This is a genomic window from Falsiroseomonas ponticola, from assembly GCF_016805305.1.
GTDB classification, from domain to species: domain Bacteria; phylum Pseudomonadota; class Alphaproteobacteria; order Acetobacterales; family Acetobacteraceae; genus Falsiroseomonas; species Falsiroseomonas ponticola.
Genome location: NZ_JAERQN010000003.1, coordinates 138,204 through 159,714 on the forward strand (window position 1 = coordinate 138,204; position 21,511 = coordinate 159,714).

At 70.4% G+C, this 21,511-nt stretch carries 20 protein-coding genes and 1 pseudogene; 18 read left to right on the top strand and 3 right to left on the bottom strand.

Features of this window, described 5'->3' with window-relative positions; all coding sequences use genetic code 11:
* Window positions 1–72: 72 nt before the first annotated feature.
* From sucC to JJI54_RS11185, 6 genes are all read left to right on the top strand, one after another.
* Window positions 73–1,269, top strand: coding sequence for an ADP-forming succinate--CoA ligase subunit beta (gene sucC / locus JJI54_RS11160; protein ID WP_203073064.1), 1,197 nt, complete (start codon window positions 73–75; stop codon window positions 1,267–1,269).
* 3 nt (window positions 1,270–1,272) lie between these two features.
* On the top strand, window positions 1,273–2,169 hold the full coding sequence (sucD, locus tag JJI54_RS11165; RefSeq protein ID WP_203073065.1) for a succinate--CoA ligase subunit alpha: 897 nt from the start codon (window positions 1,273–1,275) through the stop codon (window positions 2,167–2,169).
* 199 nt (window positions 2,170–2,368) lie between these two features.
* Window positions 2,369–5,275, top strand: coding sequence for a 2-oxoglutarate dehydrogenase E1 component (locus tag JJI54_RS11170; protein WP_203073066.1), 2,907 nt, complete (start codon window positions 2,369–2,371; stop codon window positions 5,273–5,275).
* Between the two features lie 27 nt (window positions 5,276–5,302).
* Window positions 5,303–6,526 (top strand): 2-oxoglutarate dehydrogenase complex dihydrolipoyllysine-residue succinyltransferase, encoded by a 1,224-nt coding sequence (gene odhB / locus JJI54_RS11175; protein ID WP_203073067.1) that lies wholly within the window; start codon window positions 5,303–5,305, stop codon window positions 6,524–6,526.
* Window positions 6,527–6,591: 65 nt separating this feature from the next.
* Complete coding sequence (locus JJI54_RS11180) at window positions 6,592–6,948, top strand: hypothetical protein (protein ID WP_203073068.1); 357 nt, start codon at window positions 6,592–6,594, stop codon at window positions 6,946–6,948.
* A 71-nt stretch (window positions 6,949–7,019) separates the two neighbouring features.
* The gene (locus JJI54_RS11185) at window positions 7,020–7,337 is read left to right on the top strand and encodes a hypothetical protein (protein WP_203073069.1); all 318 of its coding nucleotides are present in this window, start codon (window positions 7,020–7,022) and stop codon (window positions 7,335–7,337) included.
* 62 nt (window positions 7,338–7,399) lie between these two features.
* On the opposite strand, the gene JJI54_RS11190 is transcribed toward JJI54_RS11185, so the two are convergent.
* Entirely contained in the window at window positions 7,400–8,380 is a 981-nt protein-coding gene (locus JJI54_RS11190) for a Bug family tripartite tricarboxylate transporter substrate binding protein (RefSeq protein WP_203073070.1), read from the bottom strand.
* Window positions 8,381–8,441: 61 nt separating this feature from the next.
* Here JJI54_RS11190 and JJI54_RS11195 point away from each other — a divergent pair, with 61 nt between their 5' ends.
* Window positions 8,442–8,906, top strand: a complete 465-nt coding sequence (locus JJI54_RS11195) for a DUF3237 domain-containing protein (RefSeq protein ID WP_203073071.1) — start codon at window positions 8,442–8,444, stop codon at window positions 8,904–8,906.
* Here JJI54_RS11195 and JJI54_RS11200 read toward each other — a convergent pair.
* Window positions 8,894–9,757 carry an AraC family transcriptional regulator gene (locus JJI54_RS11200; RefSeq protein WP_203073072.1) on the bottom strand — a complete coding sequence of 288 codons (864 nt, stop codon included), beginning with the start codon at window positions 9,755–9,757 and terminating at the stop codon, window positions 8,894–8,896. The two genes, JJI54_RS11195 and JJI54_RS11200, sit on opposite strands and share 13 nt — an antisense overlap.
* A 116-nt stretch (window positions 9,758–9,873) precedes the next feature.
* Between JJI54_RS11200 and lpdA the strand changes: the two genes are divergently transcribed.
* From lpdA to JJI54_RS11230, 6 genes are all read left to right on the top strand, one after another.
* Window positions 9,874–11,265, top strand: coding sequence for a dihydrolipoyl dehydrogenase (gene lpdA, locus JJI54_RS11205; RefSeq protein ID WP_203073073.1), 1,392 nt, complete (start codon window positions 9,874–9,876; stop codon window positions 11,263–11,265).
* A gap of 168 nt (window positions 11,266–11,433) precedes the next feature.
* Window positions 11,434–12,525 (top strand): DNA adenine methylase, encoded by a 1,092-nt coding sequence (locus JJI54_RS11210; protein WP_318987500.1) that lies wholly within the window; start codon window positions 11,434–11,436, stop codon window positions 12,523–12,525.
* Window positions 12,506–13,816 carry an SAM-dependent methyltransferase gene (locus JJI54_RS11215; protein WP_203073075.1) on the top strand — a complete coding sequence of 437 codons (1,311 nt, stop codon included), beginning with the start codon at window positions 12,506–12,508 and terminating at the stop codon, window positions 13,814–13,816. The genes JJI54_RS11210 and JJI54_RS11215 overlap by 20 nt, the downstream gene beginning before the upstream one ends.
* A gap of 27 nt (window positions 13,817–13,843) precedes the next feature.
* A complete protein-coding gene (locus JJI54_RS11220; RefSeq protein ID WP_203073076.1) occupies window positions 13,844–14,125 on the top strand; it encodes a PGPGW domain-containing protein in 282 nt (93 codons plus the stop codon).
* Window positions 14,126–14,197: 72 nt separating this feature from the next.
* Entirely contained in the window at window positions 14,198–14,734 is a 537-nt protein-coding gene (locus JJI54_RS11225; protein ID WP_203073077.1) for a DUF4142 domain-containing protein, read from the top strand.
* Between the two features lie 50 nt (window positions 14,735–14,784).
* Entirely contained in the window at window positions 14,785–15,939 is a 1,155-nt protein-coding gene (locus JJI54_RS11230; protein WP_203073078.1) for an MFS transporter, read from the top strand.
* A 3-nt stretch (window positions 15,940–15,942) separates the two neighbouring features.
* On the opposite strand, the gene JJI54_RS11235 is transcribed toward JJI54_RS11230, so the two are convergent.
* Window positions 15,943–16,395: a hypothetical protein gene (locus JJI54_RS11235; protein WP_203073079.1), complete on the bottom strand. Its 453-nt coding sequence runs from the start codon at window positions 16,393–16,395 to the stop codon at window positions 15,943–15,945.
* Window positions 16,396–16,621: 226 nt separating this feature from the next.
* Here JJI54_RS11235 and JJI54_RS11240 point away from each other — a divergent pair, with 226 nt between their 5' ends.
* The 5 genes and pseudogenes from JJI54_RS11240 (at window position 16,622) to rsgA (ending at window position 21,510) form a co-directional block, all read left to right on the top strand.
* On the top strand, window positions 16,622–17,182 hold the full coding sequence (locus JJI54_RS11240) for a TRAP transporter small permease (RefSeq protein WP_203073080.1): 561 nt from the start codon (window positions 16,622–16,624) through the stop codon (window positions 17,180–17,182).
* 1 nt (window position 17,183) lies between these two features.
* Window positions 17,184–18,461, top strand: a complete 1,278-nt coding sequence (locus JJI54_RS11245) for a TRAP transporter large permease (protein ID WP_203073081.1) — start codon at window positions 17,184–17,186, stop codon at window positions 18,459–18,461.
* Window positions 18,462–18,481: 20 nt separating this feature from the next.
* Window positions 18,482–19,477 (top strand): annotated as a pseudogene (locus JJI54_RS32060) (TRAP transporter substrate-binding protein).
* 4 nt (window positions 19,478–19,481) lie between these two features.
* Window positions 19,482–20,381, top strand: a complete 900-nt coding sequence (locus tag JJI54_RS11260) for a TauD/TfdA dioxygenase family protein (protein WP_203073084.1) — start codon at window positions 19,482–19,484, stop codon at window positions 20,379–20,381.
* 46 nt (window positions 20,382–20,427) lie between these two features.
* Window positions 20,428–21,510, top strand: a complete 1,083-nt coding sequence (gene rsgA, locus JJI54_RS11265) for a ribosome small subunit-dependent GTPase A (RefSeq protein WP_203073085.1) — start codon at window positions 20,428–20,430, stop codon at window positions 21,508–21,510.
* Window position 21,511 lies beyond the last annotated feature (1 nt).

Genomic DNA, 21,511 nt, shown 5'->3' on the forward strand with positions numbered 1-21,511 from the left:
CGCCAGAATGCCGGCCGGGGGCACGTAACCCCCGGCCCTTTCCTGCCGAAACCCCTGCCGGGAGCTGACCGGATGAATATCCACGAGTACCAGGCCAAGGAGCTGCTGCGCCGCTACGGCGTCGCCGTGCTCGACGGCCATGTCGCCTGGACGGCGGATGAGGCGGTGGAAGGGGCGAAGAAGCTGCCCGGCCCCGTCTATGTCGTGAAGTCGCAGATCCATGCCGGCGGCCGCGGCGCCGGCCGCTTCGCCAACGACCCCAACGGCAAGGGCGGCGTCCGCGTCGTCAAGTCGCTGGACGACGTGAAGGCGGCGGCCGATGCGATGATCGGCAAGGTGCTCGTCACCAAGCAGACCGGTGAGCAGGGCAAGCTTGTCTCCCGCGTCTATGTCGAGGATGGCTGCGACATCAAGCGGGAGCTCTATCTGGGCCTGCTGGTGGACCGCGAGACGTCCCGCGTGACCATCATGGCCTCGACCGAAGGCGGCATGGAGATCGAGGAGGTGGCCGCGAACCACCCCGAGAAGATCCTGAAGGTCGCGGTGGACCCGGCTTCCGGCATCTCCGGCTTCCACACCCGCAAGCTCGCCTTCGCGCTCGGCCTGGAAGGCAAGCAGGTCGGCAGCTTCAGCAAGTTCGTCACCAGCCTCTACGGCGCCTTCCTCGAACTCGACTGCGCGATCGTCGAGATCAACCCGCTGGTCGTGACCGGCAAGGGCGACATCGTGGCGCTGGACGCCAAGGTCTCCTTCGACGACAGCGCGCTGTTCCGCCACAAGGACCTCGAGGCGCTCCGTGACGACACGGAGATGGACCCGAAGGAACTCGACGCGGTCAAGAACGACCTGAACTACGTGGCCCTCGACGGCGAGATCGGCTGCATGGTGAACGGCGCCGGCCTGGCGATGGCCACCATGGACATCATCAAGCTCTACGGCAGCAGCCCCGCGAACTTCCTCGATGTCGGCGGCACCGCGAATGCGGCGCGCGTGACGGAGGCGTTCCGGATCATCACCTCCGACGCCAACGTCAAGGCGATCCTGGTGAACATCTTCGGCGGCATCGCCAAGTGCGACATGATCGCGACCGGCATCGTCGAGGCCTCCAAGAACCTCTCCCTCCAGGTGCCGCTGGTCGTGCGCCTCGAAGGCACCAATGTGGACCTCGGCAAGAAGATCCTGGCCGAGAGCGGGCTGGCGATCATCGCCGCCGACAACCTGGCCGACGCCGCCCAGAAGGTCGTGGCCGCCGTGAAGAAGGGGGCCTGATCCATGGCCGTTCTGATCGACGCCAGCACCCGCGTCATGACCCAGGGCTTCACCGGCGCCCAGGGGACGTTCCATGCCTCGCAGGGCATTGCCTACGGCTCCACCTATGTCGGCGGCACGACCCCCGGCAAGGGCGGCACGATGCACCCCGAGCTGAACCTGCCGGTGTTCAACACCGTGCAGGAATGCGTGGCCGCGACCGGCGCCAATGCCAGCGTGATCTACGTCCCCGCCCCCTTCGCGGCGGATGCGATCCTGGAGGCGATCGACGCCGAGCTGCCGCTCATCATCTGCATCACGGAGGGCATCCCGGTGCTCGACATGGTGAAGGTGAAGCGCGCGCTCGATGGCTCCAAGTCCAGGCTGGTCGGCCCGAACTGCCCGGGCGTGATCACGCCGGATGCCTGCAAGATCGGCATCATGCCGGGCCATATCCACCGCCGCGGCTCCGTCGGCATCGTGTCGCGCTCCGGCACCCTGACCTATGAGGCGGTGGCCCAGACCACGGCGGCCGGCCTCGGCCAGTCCACCTGCGTCGGCATCGGCGGCGACCCGGTGAAGGGCATGGACTTCATCGATGTGCTGGAGATGTTCCTGAAGGACGACGAGACCCAGTCGATCATCATGATCGGCGAGATCGGCGGCCAGTCCGAGGTCATCGGCGCCGAATACCTGAAGGAACACAATTTCGGCCCGGGCAAGCCCAACAAGCCCGTCGTCGGCTTCATCGCCGGCGCCACGGCCCCCCCGGGGCGCCGCATGGGCCATGCCGGCGCGGTGATCTCCGGCGGCAAGGACACGGCGGAAGCCAAGATGGCGGCCATGAAGGAAGCCGGCATCCATGTGGCGGACAGCCCCTCGGCGCTGGGCTCCACCATGGTGAAGGCCCTGCGGAAGTAACATACCAGTCACCGTTCCGGGCGCAGATCACCATATGGATGGGGGTCTGCCGCCATGGGGGCGGTGGGCCTATGATGGCGCGACGCCTGCCGGGGGACTTCCCCCGGGTTGAGGAATGCCCGCCGGGCGGAGTTCCGCCCGGGTGAGGAAACTGCGACGCCTGGACCCAGGAAGGGCACCGGGCGCGACGGAGAAGAAGATGGCCGGAGTGGATATCCTCGCGAGTGCGATGTCAGGCGCGAATGCCGCCTACCTCGCCGACCTCTACGCCCGCTGGGCGGAGAAACCCGACAGCGTGGATGCCTCCTTCGCCGAATTGTTCGCGGCGCTGAATGACGAGGCCCGCGCGGTGCTGACGGATGCGACCGGCGCCTCCTGGGCGCCCCGCCTCCGCGGCGCCTTCGGCCCGGACCCGGAGCCGCCGCCGGCGCCGAAGAAGGGCGAGAAGCCCGCCCCGGCCGCCGCCGCCCCCGCCGGCGCCCCCCAGGTGGACAAGGCCGCCGCCCAGCGCGCGGTGCTGGACAGCATCCGCGCCCTGATGCTGATCCGCAGCTACCGCGTCCGCGGCCACCTCGAAGCCAAGCTCGACCCGCTCGGCCTGCAGGTGCCGAAGCCCCACCCGGAACTGACGCCCGCGACCTACGGCTTCACCGAAGCCGACATGGACCGGCCGATCTTCCTGGATTTCGTGCTCGGCAAGGAATACGCGACTCTCCGGGAAATCCTGGCGATCTGCCGCGCCAGCTATTGCGGCTCGATCGGCGTCGAGTTCATGCACATCCAGGACCCCGAGCAGAAATCCTGGATCCAGCGCCGGATCGAAGGCGCCCCCTGGCTCAAGGCCTTCGACGCCAATGCGAAGAAGGAGATCCTGCAGGACCTGATCGAGGCCGAGGGCTTCGAGGCCTTCTGCGCGAAGAAATACGCCACCACCAAGCGCTTCGGGCTTGAGGGCGGCGAGAGCACCATCCCCGCCATCCAGGCGATCATCGAGACCGCGGCCGCCGGCGGCGTGAACGAGATCGCGATCGGCATGGCCCATCGCGGCCGCCTCAACGTCCTCGTGAACGTCGTGAAGAAGCCCTACTCGGCCGTCTTCTCGGAGTTCAAGGGCGTCTCCGCCCATCCCGAGGACGTGCAGGGCTCCGGCGACGTGAAGTACCACCTCGGCACCTCGACCGATGTCGAGATCGCCGGCCGGATGGTGCACCTCTCGCTCCAGCCCAACCCCTCCCACCTCGAGGCCGTCGATCCCGTCGTCATCGGCAAGGTGCGCGCCCGGCAGGACATGGCGGGCGACACCAAGACGCGCCGCAGCGTCATGGGCATCACGCTGCATGGCGACGCCGCCTTCGCCGGCCAGGGCGTGGTCTATGAGACGCTGGCGATGAGCCAGCTCATCGGCTACCGCACCGGCGGCACGATCCATGTCGTGACCAACAACCAGATCGGCTTCACCACCGTCGCGGCGCATGCCTACTCCGGCCTCTACTGCACCGACGTGGCCAAGAGCATCCAGGTGCCGATCCTGCATGTGAATGGTGACGATCCGGAAGCGGTGGTCTTCTGCGCCCGCATGGCGGCCGAGTTCCGCATGCAGTTCGGCGCCGACTTCGTGCTCGACATCGTCTGCTACCGCCGCCATGGCCACAACGAGACGGATGAGCCGGCCTTCACGCAGCCCCTGATGTACAACCGCATCAAGGAAATGCGCACGACGCGGACGCTCTACGCGGAGAAGCTGGCCGCCGAGGGCAGCATCCCCGCCGACCAGTCCAAGGCGATGCTGGATGCCTTCAACGCGACGCTGGAGGATGCCTTCCAGGCCGCGCAGAGCTTCAAGCCGAACAAGGCCGATTGGCTGGAAGGCCACTGGTCCGGCCTCAAGGCCGTGACGGTTGGCGAGGAAGTGGAGCGCCTGCACGAGACGGCGGTCGGCCTCGACACGCTGCGGGAGGTGGGCGCGGCGCTGGCCCGGGTGCCGTCCGATTTCGGCGCCAACCCCAAGATCATGCGCCAGCTCGAAGCCAAGAAGCAGGCCATCGAGACGGGCGAGGGCATCGACTGGGCAACGGGCGAGGCGCTCGCCTTCGGCACGCTGCTGCTGGAAGGCCATCGCGTGCGCCTGTCCGGTGAGGATGTGCAGCGCGGCACCTTCAGCCACCGCCACGCCTACCTGATCGACCAGAAGACGCAGACCGAATACGTCCCGCTCAACAACATCCGCGCCGGCCAGCCGAAGTTCGAGGCCTTCAACAGCCTGCTCTCCGAATTCGGCGTGCTGGGCTTCGAATACGGCTACAGCCTGGCGGATCCGCGCACGCTGGTGCTGTGGGAAGCGCAGTTCGGCGACTTCGCCAATGGCGCGCAGGTCATCATCGACCAGTTCATCGCCAGCGCGGAGACCAAGTGGCTCCGCATGTCGGGCCTCGTGATGCTGCTGCCGCATGGCTATGAGGGGCAGGGGCCGGAACACTCCTCCGCCCGCCTGGAACGCTACCTGCAGCTCTGCGCGGAGCGGAACATGCGCGTCGGCAACCTGACGACGCCCGCCAACTACTTCCACGCGCTGCGCCGCCAGCTGAAGGCCAACTACCGCAAGCCGCTGGTGCTGATGACGCCGAAGTCCCTGCTGCGCCACAAGCTGGCCGTCAGCAGCCTGGCCGATTTCGCCCCCGGCAGCGGCTTCCAGTACGTGATCCCGGAGATCGACGCGATCGCGCCGCCGGAACAGGTCAAGCGCGTCGTGCTCTGCACCGGCAAGGTCTATTACGACCTGCTGCAGGAACGCCGGGACAAGGGCGTCAAGGACGTGGCGATCATCCGCCTCGAACAGCTCTACCCCTTCCCGCGCACCAGCCTGGCCAAGACCCTCGCGCCCTATGTCAACGCGCAGGTGGTCTGGTGCCAGGAGGAGCCCGAGAACATGGGCGCCTGGACCTTCCTCGACCGCAAGATCGAAGGCGTGCTCCGGGAAGTGGAGATCAAGGCGAAGCGGCCCGCCTATGCCGGCCGCATCGAGGCCGCGAGCCCCGCGACGGGTCTCGCCAAGGTTCACCAGCAGCAGCAGGAAGCCCTGGTGCGCGACGCGCTCGGCCTCGGCTGAGCGCGCACCAGGCAGAAGGCAGGACAGATGACCGATATCGTGGTGCCCCCGCTCGGGGAGAGCGTTTCCAGCGCGACCATCGCGCGCTGGATGAAGAAGGTGGGAGAGGCCGTGGCGGCGGATGAGCCGCTGGTCGAGCTCGAAACCGACAAGGTCACGGTCGAGGTCAATGCCGCCGCCGCCGGCGTGCTGGAACGCATCGACGCGGCCGAGGGTGCCGAGGTCGGCCCCGGCGCCGTGCTCGGCGTGATCAGCGCCGGTGGCGCCGCCGCCGCGCCGAAGCCCGCCGCCCCGCAGGCGGAAGCGCCGAAGCCCGCCCCCGGCCCGGTGCCGACGCCCGCGCCCGCCCCCGCCGTCGCCGCCGCCTCCACGCTGCCGCCCGGCCCCGCCGCCTCCAAGCTGATGGCGGAGAACAACGTCGCCCCCGGCGCCATCACGGAAGCCTCCGGCAAGGATGGCCGCGTGACCAAGGGCGATGTCCTCGCCTTCCTCTCCAAGCCCGCCGCCGCGCCGGCCCCGGCCGCCGCCCCGAAGGCGCCGCGCGCCCCGGAACAGGGCGAGGAGCGCGTGAAGATGACGCGCCTGCGCCAGACCATCGCGCGGCGCCTGAAGGAAGCGCAGAACACGGCGGCCATGCTCACCACCTTCAACGAGGTGGACATGGGTGCCGCGATGGCGCTGCGTGCCGAATACAAGGACGTCTTCGAGAAGAAGCACGGCGTGAAGCTCGGCTTCATGTCCTTCTTCGTGAAGGCCTGCGTCGCCGCGCTGAAGGAATTCCCGGCGGTCAACGCCGAGATCGATGGCGACGAGATCGTCTACAAGCACTTCGTGCACATGGGCATCGCCGTCGGCGGCCCCTCGGGCCTCGTGGTCCCGGTGGTGCGGGATGCGGACCAGATGTCCTTCGCGCAGATCGAGAAGACGATCGGCGCCTATGGCAAGAAGGCGCGTGACGGCGCGCTGAAGCTGGAGGAGCTGACGGGCGGCAGCTTCACCATCACCAATGGCGGCATCTACGGCTCTCTGATGTCCACGCCGATCCTGAACCCGCCGCAGTCCGGCATCCTCGGCATGCACAAGATCCAGGACCGCCCGATGGTCGTCGGCGGCAAGATCGAGATCCGCCCGATGATGTACATCGCGCTGAGCTACGACCACCGGATCGTGGACGGCAAGGAAGCCGTCAGCTTCCTGGTCCGCGTGAAGGAAAGCATCGAGGATCCGCGCCGCCTGATGCTGGATCTCTGATCCTCGTCGCCTGGGCAGGGCCGGTGGCGCCGTTGCATCCGCAGCGGAACCGCCGGCCCTTTTTCGTGCCCGCCTTTTTGGGGTTGGGCCTGAGCCCCGCCTGGCTCGCCATCCCCTTCCTGCAGTCGCTCGATCCCGGCGATCTCGGCTTCATCCTGCGCAGCCCCTTCGCGGTGCTGCTGCCCTTGCCCGCGCTGGTCGCCGCGCTGCCGCCGCTGGGGTGGCTGCTGGCGCGGCGCTGGCCCTTCGGCCTGGCGGTGCTGGCCGCGCTGCCCTTCCTGCCGGCCTGGCCCCTGGTGGTCGCGGATTTGCTGGGTGGCGCCGATCTCAGCCCGCCGGCGGCGCTGCTGCTGCTCGCCGCCCCCGCCTGGGCCTTCCTCATGATCCGCGCCGCGATGCGCGCGGGGAATCCCATCGCGTGAAACAACCGGGCGTTGCTATCGCGGCCCCTGCCGGCTGCGCATGATGCGCGGGCCCTGCCCGAGCCCTGCCGATGCTGATTCTCGCCTTCGCCTTCCTCGCCCTGGCCGCCGCGCTCGAATACCGCGCCCGCTCGGCGCAGCTGCTGCGCATGGATCCGCGCTCGGACCGCGCCTGGCGGCTGCTGGCCACGGTCTGCGGCGTGCTGGCGGGGCTTGGCCCGCTGGTGGTGATGGCGCGCGTCAGCGTGGGGCAGGGGGCGGCGGCCTACCTGGCGGGCGCGGTCTTCGCCTTCGCCGGCGCCTTCACGCCCCCCCGCCTCTGGCCGATGATCTCCCCCGCGGCGGGCGTCTTCGGCATCGGCCTGCTGGCGGGGGCGCTGCTGCGCTGAGGCGCCACCGGCCCACGGGGCGCCGTGGACCGATGCCCTGCGTCAGGACCGCGGAGTGGCCGCTATTCGATGGCGCGGAAGCCGGTGGCGCGCACCACCTCCGCCCAGCGCCGCGTCTCGTCCCGCATCAGGGTGGCGAAGGCCTCCCGCCCCCGCCCGGCCGGGCGGAAGCCGGCTTCCGCCATCCGCGCCCGCAGCGGGGCCGCCGCCATGGCGGACAGCACGCCCGCTTCCAGCGACGCCACGGTGGCGGCCGGCGTCGCGGCCGGCGCCACCAGGCCGAACCAGGAATGGAAGGACAGGCCCGGATAGCCGCTTTCCGCCAGCGTCGGCACGCCGGGCAGCAGCCCCGCCCGTTCCGGCCCGCTGACCGCCAGGGCCTTCAGCCGCCCGGCCTGCACATGCGGGGCCACCAGCGCCAGGCTGCCGAACATGCCCTGCACGTCGCCGCCCAGGATCGCCGTCATCGCATCGCCCGTGGCGCGGAAATGCACGGCCTCATGCCGCAGCCCCGCTTCGTTCGCCAGCATGGCGGCGCCGAAATGCCCGGGCGTGCCGGCGCCGAAGGTGCCCATGAAGACCTGCGGCCGCGCCCGGCCCCAGGCGATGTAGCCGGCCAGGTCATTCACCGGCAGGCTCGCCGGCACGACGAAGGCGAAGTCGATCGCCGCCACCTCCGCCACCGCCGCGAAGTCCCGCGCGGGGTCATAGGGCAGGCGGGCATAGGTGCTGGGCGCCATGGCCAGCTGCCCGACCTCCCCGAACAGCAGCGTGGTGCCATCCGGCGCGGCGCGGGCCACTTCCTGCGCCGCGATGGCGCCGGCCGCGCCCGGCCGGTTGTCCACCACCACGCCCGCGGGCCAGGCTTCCTTCAGCCCGTCCGCCAGCATCCGCCCCACCAGATCCGGCCCGCTGCCGGCGGGGAAGCCCAGCACCAGGCGGACCGGCCGCTCCGGCAGGGCCGCCAGGGGCGCGCGATGGGGGGCGGCGAAGGGGATCATCAGGCCGGCCGCGGCCAGCAAGGAACGGCGCGAGGCGTTCATGGTCGTCACTCCCTGGGATTATTATGCTGCATAATGCTCTGACCCGAGGGAGGATTTGAAGATGGAAAACAGCGCGCAGCCCGCGATGCGCTTCGTGGCGGAGGTCCGCGCCGGCGTCGGCGCCCCGGTCAGCCTCGGCGCCGGCCCGAATGGCGAACGCCGCGTCATCGCCATCCTCGGCGGCACCATCGATGGGCCGGAGCTGCAGGGGGAGGTCCTGCCCGGCGGCGCCGACTTCCAGCTGATCCGCCCCGATGGCGTGACGGAGATCGAGGCCCGCTACACGCTGCGCCTGGCCGATGGCGCGCTGGTCCAGGTGACGAATCGCGGCCTGCGCCACGCGGCGCCGGAGGACATGGCCCGCCTGCTTCGGGGCGAACCGGTGGCGCCGGAGCGCGTCTATTTCCGCACCACGCCGGTGTTCGAGGTCGCGGCCGCGCCGCATCTCTGGCTGACCCGCAGCCTCTTCCTGGGCTACGGGGAGCGCCGGCCCGATTCCGTGCTGATCCGCATCTACGCGGTCTGACCCTTCAGGGGGATCAGCACCGCGGTCAGCCATTCGGCTGGCGGCAGGCTGCGCGGGTCGTTCAGGTAATCCTCCCGCGCCGGCTGGTCGCCCGGCTCCTCCCCGCTGTTCGGCAGCCATTCCCGGTAGAGCCAGGTATAGGCGCCCTCCAGCTCCGCATAGGGGCCCTTGAAGACCAGCGCGGCGACGCGGGTGGGCGGCAGCTCGATGATCCGCACGCCCTCGGTCGCCTCCACCCCGGGCGGCACCGTCATCCCGGCGTCGGATCGCAGGTCCTTCTCCGGCACCGATTGCGGATCGTCGTGGTAGAGCGCGATGAACCGCGCCTCCGGCGTGATCAGCCCGCGCGGGCCGGCCCAGGCCATCAGCCGGTCATAGACCGGGCCGATCGCCTCGTATTTTCCCCGGTGGGGCAGGGCGGCGAGGCGCAGCGCGGGCTCCTCGCGGATCGTCACCTCGAACATGGTGGGCTCCTCGGGGGTGGGTGGGGGCAGGGGCGTCCCGATCCCGCCGGCATCGCGATAGGCGGCGGGCGGCGTGCCATAGGCCTGGCGGAAGGCGCGGGTGAAGGCGGCGGCGCTGCCATAGCCGCAGCGCTTCGCGACGGCCGCCACCGGCAGCCCCTCCCGCACCAGCATCGCCGCGGCGCGGGACAGGCGTTCGCGCGCCAGCGTCTCGGCCGGCGTCTCCCCGGTCAGTTCCCGGTACAGGCGGTGGAAGTGGAAGGGGCTGAAGGCGGCGGCTTCCGCCATCGCCTCCAGGCTCGGCGGGCGGGTCAGGTCGCCGGCGATCAGCGCCATGGCGCGGGCGATGCGGCGTCCGTAGTCGATCTGGGTGCGGGCTTTCGGCATGCCGCCATCATGCCCCGTCCCCGCTTGATCGCGCTTGCGCAATTGGCGGCCTTGAACCCTGGCGCCCGGCGCGTATGGTCCCGCCGCAGAAGGCAAGGCATCAGGACCACCCAACCATGGCAGACAGTTTCGACGTCATCGTGATCGGCGCCGGCCCCGGCGGCTATGTCTGCGCGATCCGCGCGGCGCAGCTCGGCATGAAGGTCGCCTGCGTCGAGAAGCGGGCGACGCTGGGCGGCACCTGCCTCAATGTCGGCTGCATCCCCTCCAAGGCGCTGCTGCAATCCTCCGAGCATTTCGAGGAAGCGACCCACAAGCTGGCCGAGCATGGCGTGAATGTCGGCCAGGTCTCGCTCGACCTGGCGCGGATGCAGGCCCGCAAGGGCGATGTCGTCGGCGCCAACGTCAAGGGCGTGGAATTCCTGTTCAAGAAGAACAAGGTCACCTGGCTGAAGGGCGCGGGCCGCATCGTCGCGGCCGGCCAGGTGGAGGTGGAGGGCACCACCTACGCCACGAAGCACATCGTCATCGCCACGGGCTCCGAAAGCACGCCGCTGCCCGGCGTGACGGTGGATGAGAAGCGCATCGTCACCTCCACCGGCGCCTTGGAGCTGGAGACGGTGCCGGGCCACCTCGTCGTCATCGGCGGCGGCGTCATCGGGCTGGAGCTCGGCAGCGTCTGGCGCCGCCTCGGCGCGCAGGTAACGGTGGTGGAGTTCCTGGACCGCATCGTCCCGGGCATGGATGCCGAGATCGGCAAGGCCTTCGAACGGACGCTGGCCAAGCAGGGCATCAAGTTCAAGCTGAAGACCAAGGTGACGGGCGCCACCGTCACCGATACCGGCGTCACGCTCTCGACCGAGCCGGTCGGCGGCGGCGCGGCGGAGACGCTGGAGGCCGATGTCGTGCTGCTGGCCATCGGCCGCCGCCCGCATGTGGAAGGCCTCGGCCTGGCCGAGGCCGGCGTGGCGCTGGATGAGCGCGGCCGGGTGAAGACGGACGGCCATTTCGCCACCAATGTCCCCGGCATCTGGGCGATCGGCGACGTGATCGTGGGCCCCATGCTGGCCCACAAGGCGGAGGATGAGGGCGTGGCCCTGGCCGAGCAGCTGGCCGGCCAGAAGCCCCACATCAACTACGATGCCATCCCGGGTGTCGTTTACACCTGGCCGGAAGTCGCCAACATCGGCAAGACGGAAGAGGAGCTGAAGGCCGCAGGCGTCGCCTACAAAGTAGGAAAATTCCCATTCACCGCGAATGGCCGCGCCCGGGCCATGGCCTCCATGGACGGCTTCGTGAAGATCCTGGCGGACAAGGAGACGGACCGCGTGCTCGGCGCCCATATCCTCGGCCCCGATGCCGGCACGCTGATCGCGGAGATCGCGGTGGCGATGGAATTCGGCGCCAGCGCCGAGGATGTCGCCCGCACCTGCCACGCCCATCCCACGCTGAACGAGGCGGTGAAGGAAGCCGCCCTCGCCGTGGATGGGCGCGCGCTGCACATCTGAGGGGCTGATGATGCGGGCGTCCTGGGGAAGGCGCTGCCTTCCCCAGACCCCATCCGCCAGGGGGCAGAGCCCCCTGGACCATCGTCAATTGCCCCCGGTCCAGGGTCCGGCTGGACCCTGGCGGGGGGTGCAGGGGGGCGGCGCCCCCCTGCGAGCCACCCGCACCTGATCAAGTATCTCGGCTCCAAGCGCGCCCTGCTCGGGCAGGTGTTGCGCGCCGTCGGCGCCGCGGCCGGGGAGGGCGCGGTGGTCGCGGACCTCTTCTCCGGTTCCGCCCGCGTCGCCCATGCGCTGAAGGCCGCGGGCTGGCGCGTGGTGGCGAATGACCACCTCGCCTTCGCGCATGCCCTGGCGCTCGGCACCGTGCAGGCGGATGCGGAGCGCTGGTCCGTCCCGGCCCGCAGCATCCTGGCCAAGCTGGCCCACCTGCCGCCCGCGCCCGGCTGGTTCACGCGCACCTATGCGGAGACCGCGCGCTACCTGCACCCCGCCAATGCCGCCCGGCTGGAGGCGGTGCGCGAAGCGATCGAGCGCCTGGACCCCGAGCCCGAGCTGCGCGCCGTGCTGCTGGCCGCGCTGCTCCAGGCCGCGGACCGGGTGGACAGCACGGCCGGCCACCAGATGGCCTTCATGCGGGAATGGGCGCCCCGCGCGCTCAAGCCGCTCGAGCTCCGCCTGCCGGAGCTGCTGCCCCGCCCGGCCGCCGGCCCCTGCCTGGCGCTGGCGGAGGATGCGCTGGACCTGGCCGGCAGCATCGATTGCGACGTCGCCTATCTCGACCCGCCCTACGACCAGCACGCCTATCTCTCCAACTACCATCTGTGGGAGACGCTGGTGCGCTGGGACCGGCCGGAGGTCTATGGCCGCGCCGCCAAGCGCGTGGAATGCCGCACCCGGCGCAGCGCCTTCAACAACCGCCGCGCGATCGGCCCGGCCTTCGCCCGCCTGGTCGGCGCGCTGCGCGCCCGCACCCTCGTCGTCTCCTTCGGCGCGGAGGGTTTCCTCCAGCGCGCGGAGCTGGAGCGGATGCTGGCGGCGCGGGGCTTCCTCCGCGTGCTGGAAATCCCGCATCGCCGCTATGCGGGCACGCGGCTTGGCATCCATAACGGGCGTGGCGAACGCGTCGGCACCCCCGGCGCGGACACCACCACCGAACGGCTCTATGTCGTCAGCGACCGGCGGCTCGACCTGCCCGCCGACCAGCCCTGGGCCGATGCCGTCCCGCGAGAGGATCCCTGCCATGCCCGAGACCCCGACTGATCGCCGCGCCGAGGGCATCCGCCGCCTGGCCGAGCATATCGGCGGGATGCTGCAGGCCGACCTGGTGCTGCGGCTCTGGGATGGATCGACGGTGAAGCTGGGGCCGGCGGCGCGGGACGACCTGGCCATCGCCATCCGCGACCCCGCGGTGCTGACGCGGCTGGTCCGCCGCCCGAAGCTCGGCACGCTGATCGAGGGTTTCGCCACCGGCGCCATCGGGATCGAGGGCGGCACGCTGCTCGACCTCGCCGCGCGGGCGGAAGGCGGGCGGCGGGGGCTGCTGAAGAAGGTGGACAAGGGCCTGGCCGCCCGCGCCCTGCTGCCCTTCCTGTTCGGCTCTGGCCCCAAGGCGACGGACCATGGCTGGCGCGGCCCGGGCGATGCCGCGGAATACGGCAAGGGGCGCGACGACAAGGCCCTGATGCATTTCCACTACGACCTCTCCAACGCCTTCTACGCGCTCTTCCTCGACCCAGAGATGGTCTATACCTGCGCCTATTGGCCGACGCCCGAGACCACGCTGGCGGAGGCGCAATTCGCCAAGCTCGACCTGGTCTGCCGCAAGCTCCGCCTCCAGGCCGGGGAACGCCTGCTCGATATCGGCTGCGGCTGGGGCGGCATGGTGATCCATGCGGCCACGCATTGGGGCGTGCACGCCACCGGCGTGACCCTGGCCGAGGAGCAATACGCCTATGCCGTCGAGAAGGTGAAGCGCCTCGGCCTCCAGGACCGCGTCACCATCCTCCTCAAGGATTTCCGCGAGCTGGACACGCCCCCCTTCGACAAGGTTTCCTCCATCGGCATGTACGAGGCCGTGGGCCTCGACAATCGGGAGGGCTACTTCAAGGGCGTGAAGGAACGCCTCCGGCCGCGCGGCGCCTACCTCCACCACGCCATCGCCCGGCCGATGAAGAAGAACGAGAAGGAGTTCCGCAAGAAGCGCCCCGAATTCGAGGCATTGGTAAAGTACATCTTCCCGGGCGGGGAGCTGGACCACCTCGGCGGCACGCATGACGCCATGGAGCGCAACGGCTTCGAGATCCATGACGTGGAGGGCCTGCGGGAGCATTACGGCCGCACCTGCCGCGCCTGGACGGAAAACCTCCATTCCAACCGCGACGCCGCCATCGCGGAGGTGGGCGCGGCCAAGACCGATCTCTGGCTGCTCTACCTCGCGGGCTGCGCGCTGGCCTTCGAACGCGGCACGGTCGGCATCTTCCAGACGCTGGCGACGCGCCGCGCCCGCGGCCCCGCCGGCCTGCCCGCCACCCGCGCCGACCTCTACCGATAGGGGCCCCGGGCCCCCATCTACCCTGCCATGATGGAGTTCCGGCCTTCCCTCTCCCGCAAGATCGCGGGCTGGTCCCTGCTGTTCCTCGGCGCCATCGGCTTCGTGCTGCCGGTGCTGCAAGGGGCGCTCTTCACCGCGCTCGGGCTGTTCGTGCTGCGGCACCAGTATCTCTGGGCGCATCGCGGCCTCGGCTGGGCCGGCGAACGCTGGCCGAACGCGGTCGCGAAGGTGGAGGAGATGGAAGCCCGCCTCATCGCCTGGGGCGGCCGCAAGCGCGAGGGCCTGAGGCGCCTGCTTCGCCGCGGCTGAACCTCCCCCGCGAAACCCGCGGCGCCTTCTCTCGTTCCTAGGGCACGACGCCACCGAACCGGAGACAACGCCATGAACCGTCGCCGCCTCATCCTCGCCAGCGCCCTCGCGCTGCCCGCCATGCCCGCCTTCGCGCAATCCTCCTCGGGCCTGCTCAACCTCTTCGCGGGCACCGGCGCCGGCGCCAACGCCTTCGTGGAACGCGTGACCATCGCCAGCAACTTCGAGATCGATTCCAGCAAGACCCTGCTGGAAAAGAGCACCCATCCGCAGATCCGCGACTACGCCAACCGCATGATCGCCGACCACACCGCGATCCTCGCCGAACTCCGCGCCCTGCCGGACGCCGCCACGCGGCTGCCCGCCGGCCTCGACGAACGGGCGCAGGAGAAGCTGATCCGCCTGCGGAGCTTCGAGGGCGATGAGCTGAACCGCTGGTACGTCCAGATGCAGGTGGACGGCCACAAGGAGACGGTCGAGATCTTCGAGGCCTATGCCGCGAATGGCGACGTGCCGCGCCTGAAGGAATTCGCGCAGCGCCACCTGCCCTCCATGCGCGCGCATCTCGCGGCGGCCGAGGCGCTGCAGGCCCCGCGCCCGCCGCAATAATCCGTCCCCACCGGCTTGGCCGGGGCGGCGGCGCGTAGCACCCTTCGCGGATGCTGCGCGTCGCCATCGGCCTCGGTATCGCCCAGACCATCGCCTGGGCCTGCACCTACTACCTGCCCGCCGTCATCGCGGTGGCGGCGGCGGAGGCGCATGGCGTCTCCCGCACCCTCGTCGTCGGCGCCTTCTCCGCCGCGCTGCTCGTGGCCGGGCTCTGCTCCCCCCGCGTCGGCCGCGCGATCGAGGCCGGGGGAGGGCGCAGCATCCTCGCCGTCTCCGCCCTCGTCATCGCGCTCGGCCTCGCGCTGCTGGGGCTGCTGCCGGGCCTCTGGGGCTGGACGGTCGGCTGGTTGGTGCTCGGCTTCGGCATGGCGATGGGACTCTACGAGGCCGCCTTCGCGACGATGGGAAGGCTGTTCGGCCAGCAGGCCAGGCGCGGCATCACCACCATCACCCTCTTCGCCGGCTTCGCCAGCACCGTGGGCTTTCCCATCGGCGCCGCGCTGATGCCGATGCTGGGCTGGCGCGGGCTCTGCCTGCTCTACGCCGCGGTGCATGTGCTGGTGGTGCTGCCGATCTACTGGTTCACCGTGCCGCCCGGCGTGCCCACCGCCACCGCCACCGCCAAGCCGCGGCCCGATGCGGCGGCGCTCGCCTGGGCCCGGCGCGCCTTCCTGCTGCTGGCCGCCTTCTTCATCCTGCGCTCCACCATCTCCGCCGTCTTCGGCGTGCATTTGATCGCGCTGCTGGAGGCGCTGGGCCTCGGCGTCGCGGCCGCCGTCGGCATCGCCGCGGCCGTCGGCGCGGCGCAGGTGGGCGGGCGGCTGATGGAATTCACGCTCGGCGCCGGCACCCATCCGCTGAAGGTCGCGAAGCTCGGCGCCACGCTGCTGCCGGCCGGCGTCTTCGCGCTGCTGCTGGCGGGCCCCGTCGCGGCGCTGCCCTTCGCGCTGGCCTATGGCGTCTCCAACGGCATCCTCACCATCAGCCGCGGCACCGTGCCCCTCGCGCTGTTCGGGGCAGAGGGCTACGCGGTGCTGATGGGCCGCATGGCCATGCCCGTGCTGGTGGCGCAGGCGCTGGCGCCCACGCTCGCGACGCCGCTGGTGGAAGGCCTGCCCGCCATGGCCGTCTTCGCCATGGCGGGGGCCATGGCGGTGGTGGCGCTGGGATGCCTGATGCTGGTGGTGCCGCGCCCTTCATCCTGACGGCTATTCGCTGGTCTTCGCCGCCGTCACCGCCGTCTGCAACTCCGCCTCCGTGAAGGGGCAGGTGCCGTAGCCGATCTCCATGGCGATGATCGCCTGCATCAGCGCGATGCTGGTCTTGTCGTCGAAGGTCAGCTTGTCCGTCGCGCCCTTGCCGATCTTCTTGCCGACATAGGCGATGTAGCCCTTGGTGTCGTTCTCGGAGGAGGGCGCGTATTCCGTCAGGATCTGCGTGATGGTGGTGAAGCGCTTGCCCTTCATCTTCACATCCATCGCCAGCGCCCGCAGCCCCTTGGCCATGGTGATGAAGGTCACCGGCCCGGTCGGCTGCTGGATATTGGCCTTCCCGGAATAGGCGATGCCCTGGACCATCAGGTTGCCGGGGTTGTTGCGCTTGTAGCCGACCGTCTCCTTGTACCGCTCATCCGGCTTGGCGGCGGCGATGTCCTGGGCCATGGCGCTTCCCCTCCCTGCCGCCATCCGGCGGTTCATTCGATGGCGGAACGCTACGCCCGCGCCGCATCCGGCGCCATGCCCAAGCGCTGCGCAGCGGCGGCCGGAACTGCGTCGCCAGGGGGCGTATGCGAAACCGCGGGCACCATGCCGGCCCCGGTTTGCGGCATCATTGCACTGGCTTCACCTTTGCTCCTTCCACCCCATGCCGCGTCGTGGGGAGCACGGGATGGATGGCTTGGGCGCGACCATGGCAGGGGCTGCGCAAGCAGCCTGGCCGCTACGCATCGCGCAGGGTGCGCTCCGGCTGCTGCGCCGCCTGGTGGACCTCACGCTGATCCTGCTGCTCGGCATCATGATCCTGGCCGTGCTGGCCCAGGTCGCCGGCCGCTACGTCTTCAACTTCTCGATCGGGGAGGCGACGGAACTCGCCACCTTCGCGCAGATCTGGATGGTGCTGCTCGGCGCCGGCTACGCCATGCGCGAACGCCTGCATGTCTCGATCGAGACGCTGGTGGAGATGCTGCCGCCCCTCCTCGCGCGCCTCCTCATGCTGCCGGTCGCGGCGCTCTGCCTCTGGTTCCTCTGGGTCGTCTTCGATGGCGGGCTGCAGCTGCTGGAAATCGGCGCCATCCAGACCAGCGCCGCCCTGCAGATCAGCATGGAGATCCCCTATGTCGCGCTGCCCGTCAGCGCCGCCTACCTGGCGCTGGAAGCGGCGCTGGCCTTCGGCGGCATCCTGCTGGGGCTGAAGCCCATCACCACCGGCGGCGGCGTGCGGGTGGATTGAGATGATCCTCACCTTCGGCTCCTTCCTCGCCCTCCTCGCCGCCGGCGCGCCGATGGTCTTCGTGCTCGGCGTGGCGGGCGCGCTGACGCTCGCCATCACGGGGCAGACGCCGCTCGTCGTCGTGGCGCAGCGCCTCTACAACGGGCTCGACAGCTTCCCCCTGCTGGCCATCCCCTTCTTCGTGCTGGCCGGCCTGATCATGGAACAGGGCGGCATCGCCCGCGCCATGGTGGGGCTCGCCACCGCGCTGGTGGGCTGGGTGCGCGGCAGCCTCTTCATGGTCGCGACCGTCACCGCCACGGGGCTCTCCGCCATCTCCGGCTCCGGCAGCGCGGACACTGCCGCCATCTCCTCCATCCTGCTGCCGGAGATGCGCAAGCGCGGCTACGACATCGACTACGCCGCGGCGGTCGTCGCCTCCGCGGGCTCGCTCGGCCCCATCATCCCGCCTTCCATCATCATGGTGGTGCTGGCGATGATCAGCGATCTCTCGGTCGGCGCCATGTTCCTCGGCGGCATCATCCCCGGGCTGATCGGCGCGGCGGGGATGATGGTGGGCCACTGGCTCTACGCCCGCCGCGAACCCGAACGCTACGCGGATGCCGAGCCCTTCAGCGCGCCGCGGCTCTGGACCGCCTTCGTCGCCGCGCTGCCCGCGCTTTCCATGCCGATCATCGTCGCGGGCGGCATCATCCTCGGCATCGTCACGCCGACGGAAGCGGCGGTGCTGGCCGTGGCGGTCGGCATCCTCGTCGGCCTCTTCGCCTACAAGGAACTGAAGCTCTCGCAGCTTCCCGCCATGATGCTGCGCGCGGCCGGCATCTCCTCCGCCGTCATGATCATCATCGGCACCGCCTCCATCTTCTCCTGGCTCGTCGCCGTGCAGGACGTGCCGCGCCTGATCAGCCTGTGGTTCGAGGCGCATATCGGCTCCGCCTGGACCTTCCTGCTGGCGGTCAACGTGCTGCTGCTGATCGTCGGCATGTTCATGGAAAGCATCTCCGCCCTTCTGATCCTGATGCCGGTGCTGATGCCCGTCGCCATCGCGATGGGGATCGATCCGCTGCATTTCGGCGTGGTGGTGGCGATCAACCTCTCCATCGGCCTGATCACGCCGCCCTACGGCATCTGCCTCTTCGTCGCCTCCACCGTCGCCAAGCGGTCGGTGATGCAGATCTCCCGCGTCATCTGGATCCCGCTGATCCCGCTCATCCTCATGCTGCTGCTCAGCACCTACGTCCCCGCCGTGGTGCTGTGGCTGCCCCGAACCCTGCTGTAGTCGAGAAGGAATCGAAGCCCATGGCCTTCACGCTCCGCCGCCGCGCGCTGCTGCCGCTCGCGGCCCTCGCACTGCCCGCGCTCCCGCGCAGCCCGCTCGGCCAGGCGCCCCTCATCCTCCGCGCCGCCCACACCAATGCGGTGGGCGAGGTGCAGGATGAGGGACTGAAGGTGATGGACCGCCGGCTGCGGGAGATCACCGGCGGCCGCGCCGGGCTGCAGATCTTCGCCAATGGCCAGCTCGGCAACGAATTGCCGATGATCGAGGGCGTGGCGCTCGGCACCATCGACCTCGCCGTCCCCTCCCACGCCGCGCTGGCGAATTTCGTGCGGGAATTCCAGCTCTTCGACATGCCCTTCCTCGTGTAGGACTACGCGCATCTCGCCCGCGTCGCGACCGGCCCCGTCATGCCCGAACTGGCGGAGGCCTCGGCACGCCGCAACTTCCGCCTGCTCGGCCTCTACTCTTCCGGCATCCGCCACCTGATGACGCGCGATCCCGTCCCGACATTCGAGGCGCTGCGCGGCCGCAAGGTGCGCGTGCAGCAGAACCCCGCCCATGTCGCCGCCTGGCAGGCCTTCGGCGCCAATGCCACGCCGCTGGCCTATGGCGAGCTCTACGGCGCGCTGCAGGTCGGCGTCGTCGATGGCGCGGAAGCGGCCTACACCAACTATGTCGGCCAGAAATTCTACGAGGTCGCGAAGAACTGGGCGCCGATCGGATGGCTGGCGCTGACCGCGCCCGTCATCATGAGCGAGCGGAAATTCGCGACGCTGCCCGCCGACATCAAGGCGGCGATCCAGCAGGCCGCGGAGGACTCCGCCGTCTGGGAACGCAACCTGGTCGTGGAGGGCGAGGCCGCGCTGCATCAGCAGGTGGTCGGCCACGGCGTCACCATCACCCAGCCCGACCGCGCGCCCTTCGTCGCCGCGGCCCGCCCCCTCTATGACCGCTTCCTCACCAGCGAGGCCGACAAGCGCCGGCTCCGCCTGGTGATGGACACGGCGGGGGCCTGACGCCATGGCCTCCACCCTCGCCGCCTGGCGTGCCGCCGCCGCCCGCCGCGGCCTCGGCATCCGCGACCTCGGCCCCGCCATCGGGGTCGAGATCACCGGCGTCGATCTCACGCAGCCCGAAGACCCGGAGATCACCGCCATCCTCCGCGGCGCCTGCGTGGAGCGCACGCTGCTGCTGCTGCGCAACCAGCAGGCGCTGACGCCCGCGGGCTATGTCGGCTTCGCCCGCCGCTTCGGGGATGAGCTGGACCTGCACAGCCGCCGCGACCTCTGCCACCGCGACCACCACGAGATCTTCGTCGTCGGCAATGTGGTGGAGAATGGCCGCGCCGCCGGCGCCGCCAAGGTCGGGCTCAACTGGCACACGGACCATTACCACCTGGCCCATCCCGCCCTCTTCACCTTCCTCCATGCCATCGAGGTTCCGCCCGAGGCCGGCGAGACCCGCTACGCCAACGGCATCGCGGCGTGGGAGGCGCTGCCCGAGGCGATGCGCGCCCGCATCGCCGGCCTTCGCGTCCTGCACAGCCGCGCGCGCCTCTACCGGGACCTCTTCCCCGACGCGACGGAGGAACAGGCCGAGGCCGAGGCCGCGCGCTTCCCCGACGTCTCCCATCCGCTCGTCCGCACCCACCCGGAATCCGGCCGCCGCGGCCTCTATCTCGGCGGCGAATGGGGCTCGATCATCGAGGGGCTGCCGGAGGACGAGGCCAGGGACCTCTTCGCCGAACTCCTGGCCCATATGACGAAGCCCGATTTCGTGCATGAGCACCATTGGCAGCCCGGCGACGTGCTGATGAGCGACAATCGCTGCAGCCTGCACCGCGCCACCGAATGGGATGAGGGCCGCCACAAGCGCCGCCTGCACCGCCTGATCCTGCTGGACGACACGCGCCCGGCATGAGAGGCAGGCGGCGGAAAGCTGCTACACTCCCCCCGTCGGGGGGAGAATGGCGCTGTCGATCGACGAACATGGCTGGTCCGATGCCTGGCGGGATGCCTTCGCGCCGCATGCCCGCGCGGGCCACATCCCCGGCCGCATCATCGTCCAGCAGCGCGAATACAACCTGGTCATCACCGAGGCCGGCGTGCTCAACGCCCGCCTCTCCGGCCGCCTGCGGCATGAGGCGCGGGAGGGCGGCCACCCCGCCGCCGGGGATTGGGTGGCGCTGGCCGCCAAGCCGGCGGAGGGCACGGCCACCATCCACGCCGTCCTGCCCCGCCGCACCGCCTTCATCCGCCGCGCGGCGGACAGCGTGCGCACGCTGCAGGTCATCGCCGCCAATATCGACGTCGTCTTCGTCGTCACCTCCCTCAACGCCGACCTGAACCCGCGCCGGCTGGAACGCTTCCTCGCCGCCGCCTGGCAGAGCGGCGCGCGGCCCGTGGTGGTGCTGACCAAGGCCGACCTGGCCGAGCAGCCCGAGGCCCGCGCGGCGGAGATCGCGGCGCTGGCCGCGGGCTGCCCCGTCGTCATCGTCTCCGCCCGCAGCGGCCAGGGCCTGGCGGCGCTGCTGGCCCATGTCGCCCCGGGGGAGACCTGCGTGCTGATCGGCTCCTCCGGCGTCGGCAAATCCACCCTGGTGAACACCCTGCTGGGGGAGGAGCGGATGGCCACCCAGGATATCCGGGCGGATGACGCCAAGGGCCGCCACACCACCAGCCACCGCCAGATCGTCCTGCTGCCTGGCGGGGGCATGATCCTCGACACGCCCGGCATCCGGGAGGTCGGGCTGGTCGATGCCGAGGAAGGCGTCGTCACGGTGTTCGAGGATGTCGAGGCCCTGGCCGAGGCCTGCCGCTTCAGCGATTGCGGCCACACCAACGAACCCGGCTGCGCGGTGCGCGGGGCGCTGGAATCGGGCGCGCTCGACCCCGATCGCTGGGCCGCCTTCCGCAAGCTCTGCGACGAACTCGCCGCCGCCGCCGCGCTGAAGGACCGCGCGGCGCAGGAAGCGGACCGCATCCGCGCCGCGAAGCAGCAGCGTTCCTACCGCAAGGCCAGGACGAGGCTGCGCGGCGGGGATTCCTGAG

Excerpts from the sequence above, each read along its gene's own strand:
- odhB (WP_203073067.1), top strand. The coding sequence starts at position 5,303 with ATGACCGATATCGTGGTGCCCCCGCTCGGGGAGAGCGTTTCCAGCGCG.
- JJI54_RS11245 (WP_203073081.1), top strand. The coding sequence starts at position 17,184 with ATGATCCTCACCTTCGGCTCCTTCCTCGCCCTCCTCGCCGCCGGCGCG.
- JJI54_RS11225 (WP_203073077.1), top strand. The coding sequence starts at position 14,198 with ATGAACCGTCGCCGCCTCATCCTCGCCAGCGCCCTCGCGCTGCCCGCC.
- JJI54_RS11235 (WP_203073079.1), bottom strand. The coding sequence starts at position 16,395 with ATGGCCCAGGACATCGCCGCCGCCAAGCCGGATGAGCGGTACAAGGAG.
- JJI54_RS11190 (WP_203073070.1), bottom strand. The coding sequence starts at position 8,380 with ATGAACGCCTCGCGCCGTTCCTTGCTGGCCGCGGCCGGCCTGATGATC.
- JJI54_RS11220 (WP_203073076.1), top strand. The coding sequence starts at position 13,844 with ATGATGGAGTTCCGGCCTTCCCTCTCCCGCAAGATCGCGGGCTGGTCC.
- sucD (WP_203073065.1), top strand. The coding sequence starts at position 1,273 with ATGGCCGTTCTGATCGACGCCAGCACCCGCGTCATGACCCAGGGCTTC.
- JJI54_RS11215 (WP_203073075.1), top strand. The coding sequence starts at position 12,506 with ATGCCCGAGACCCCGACTGATCGCCGCGCCGAGGGCATCCGCCGCCTG.
- rsgA (WP_203073085.1), top strand. The coding sequence starts at position 20,428 with ATGGCGCTGTCGATCGACGAACATGGCTGGTCCGATGCCTGGCGGGAT.
- JJI54_RS11200 (WP_203073072.1), bottom strand. The coding sequence starts at position 9,757 with ATGCCGAAAGCCCGCACCCAGATCGACTACGGACGCCGCATCGCCCGC.
- lpdA (WP_203073073.1), top strand. The coding sequence starts at position 9,874 with ATGGCAGACAGTTTCGACGTCATCGTGATCGGCGCCGGCCCCGGCGGC.
- JJI54_RS11260 (WP_203073084.1), top strand. The coding sequence starts at position 19,482 with ATGGCCTCCACCCTCGCCGCCTGGCGTGCCGCCGCCGCCCGCCGCGGC.
- sucC (WP_203073064.1), top strand. The coding sequence starts at position 73 with ATGAATATCCACGAGTACCAGGCCAAGGAGCTGCTGCGCCGCTACGGC.
- JJI54_RS11185 (WP_203073069.1), top strand. The coding sequence starts at position 7,020 with ATGCTGATTCTCGCCTTCGCCTTCCTCGCCCTGGCCGCCGCGCTCGAA.
- JJI54_RS11240 (WP_203073080.1), top strand. The coding sequence starts at position 16,622 with ATGGATGGCTTGGGCGCGACCATGGCAGGGGCTGCGCAAGCAGCCTGG.
- JJI54_RS11195 (WP_203073071.1), top strand. The coding sequence starts at position 8,442 with ATGGAAAACAGCGCGCAGCCCGCGATGCGCTTCGTGGCGGAGGTCCGC.
- JJI54_RS11230 (WP_203073078.1), top strand. The coding sequence starts at position 14,785 with ATGCTGCGCGTCGCCATCGGCCTCGGTATCGCCCAGACCATCGCCTGG.
- JJI54_RS11170 (WP_203073066.1), top strand. The coding sequence starts at position 2,369 with ATGGCCGGAGTGGATATCCTCGCGAGTGCGATGTCAGGCGCGAATGCC.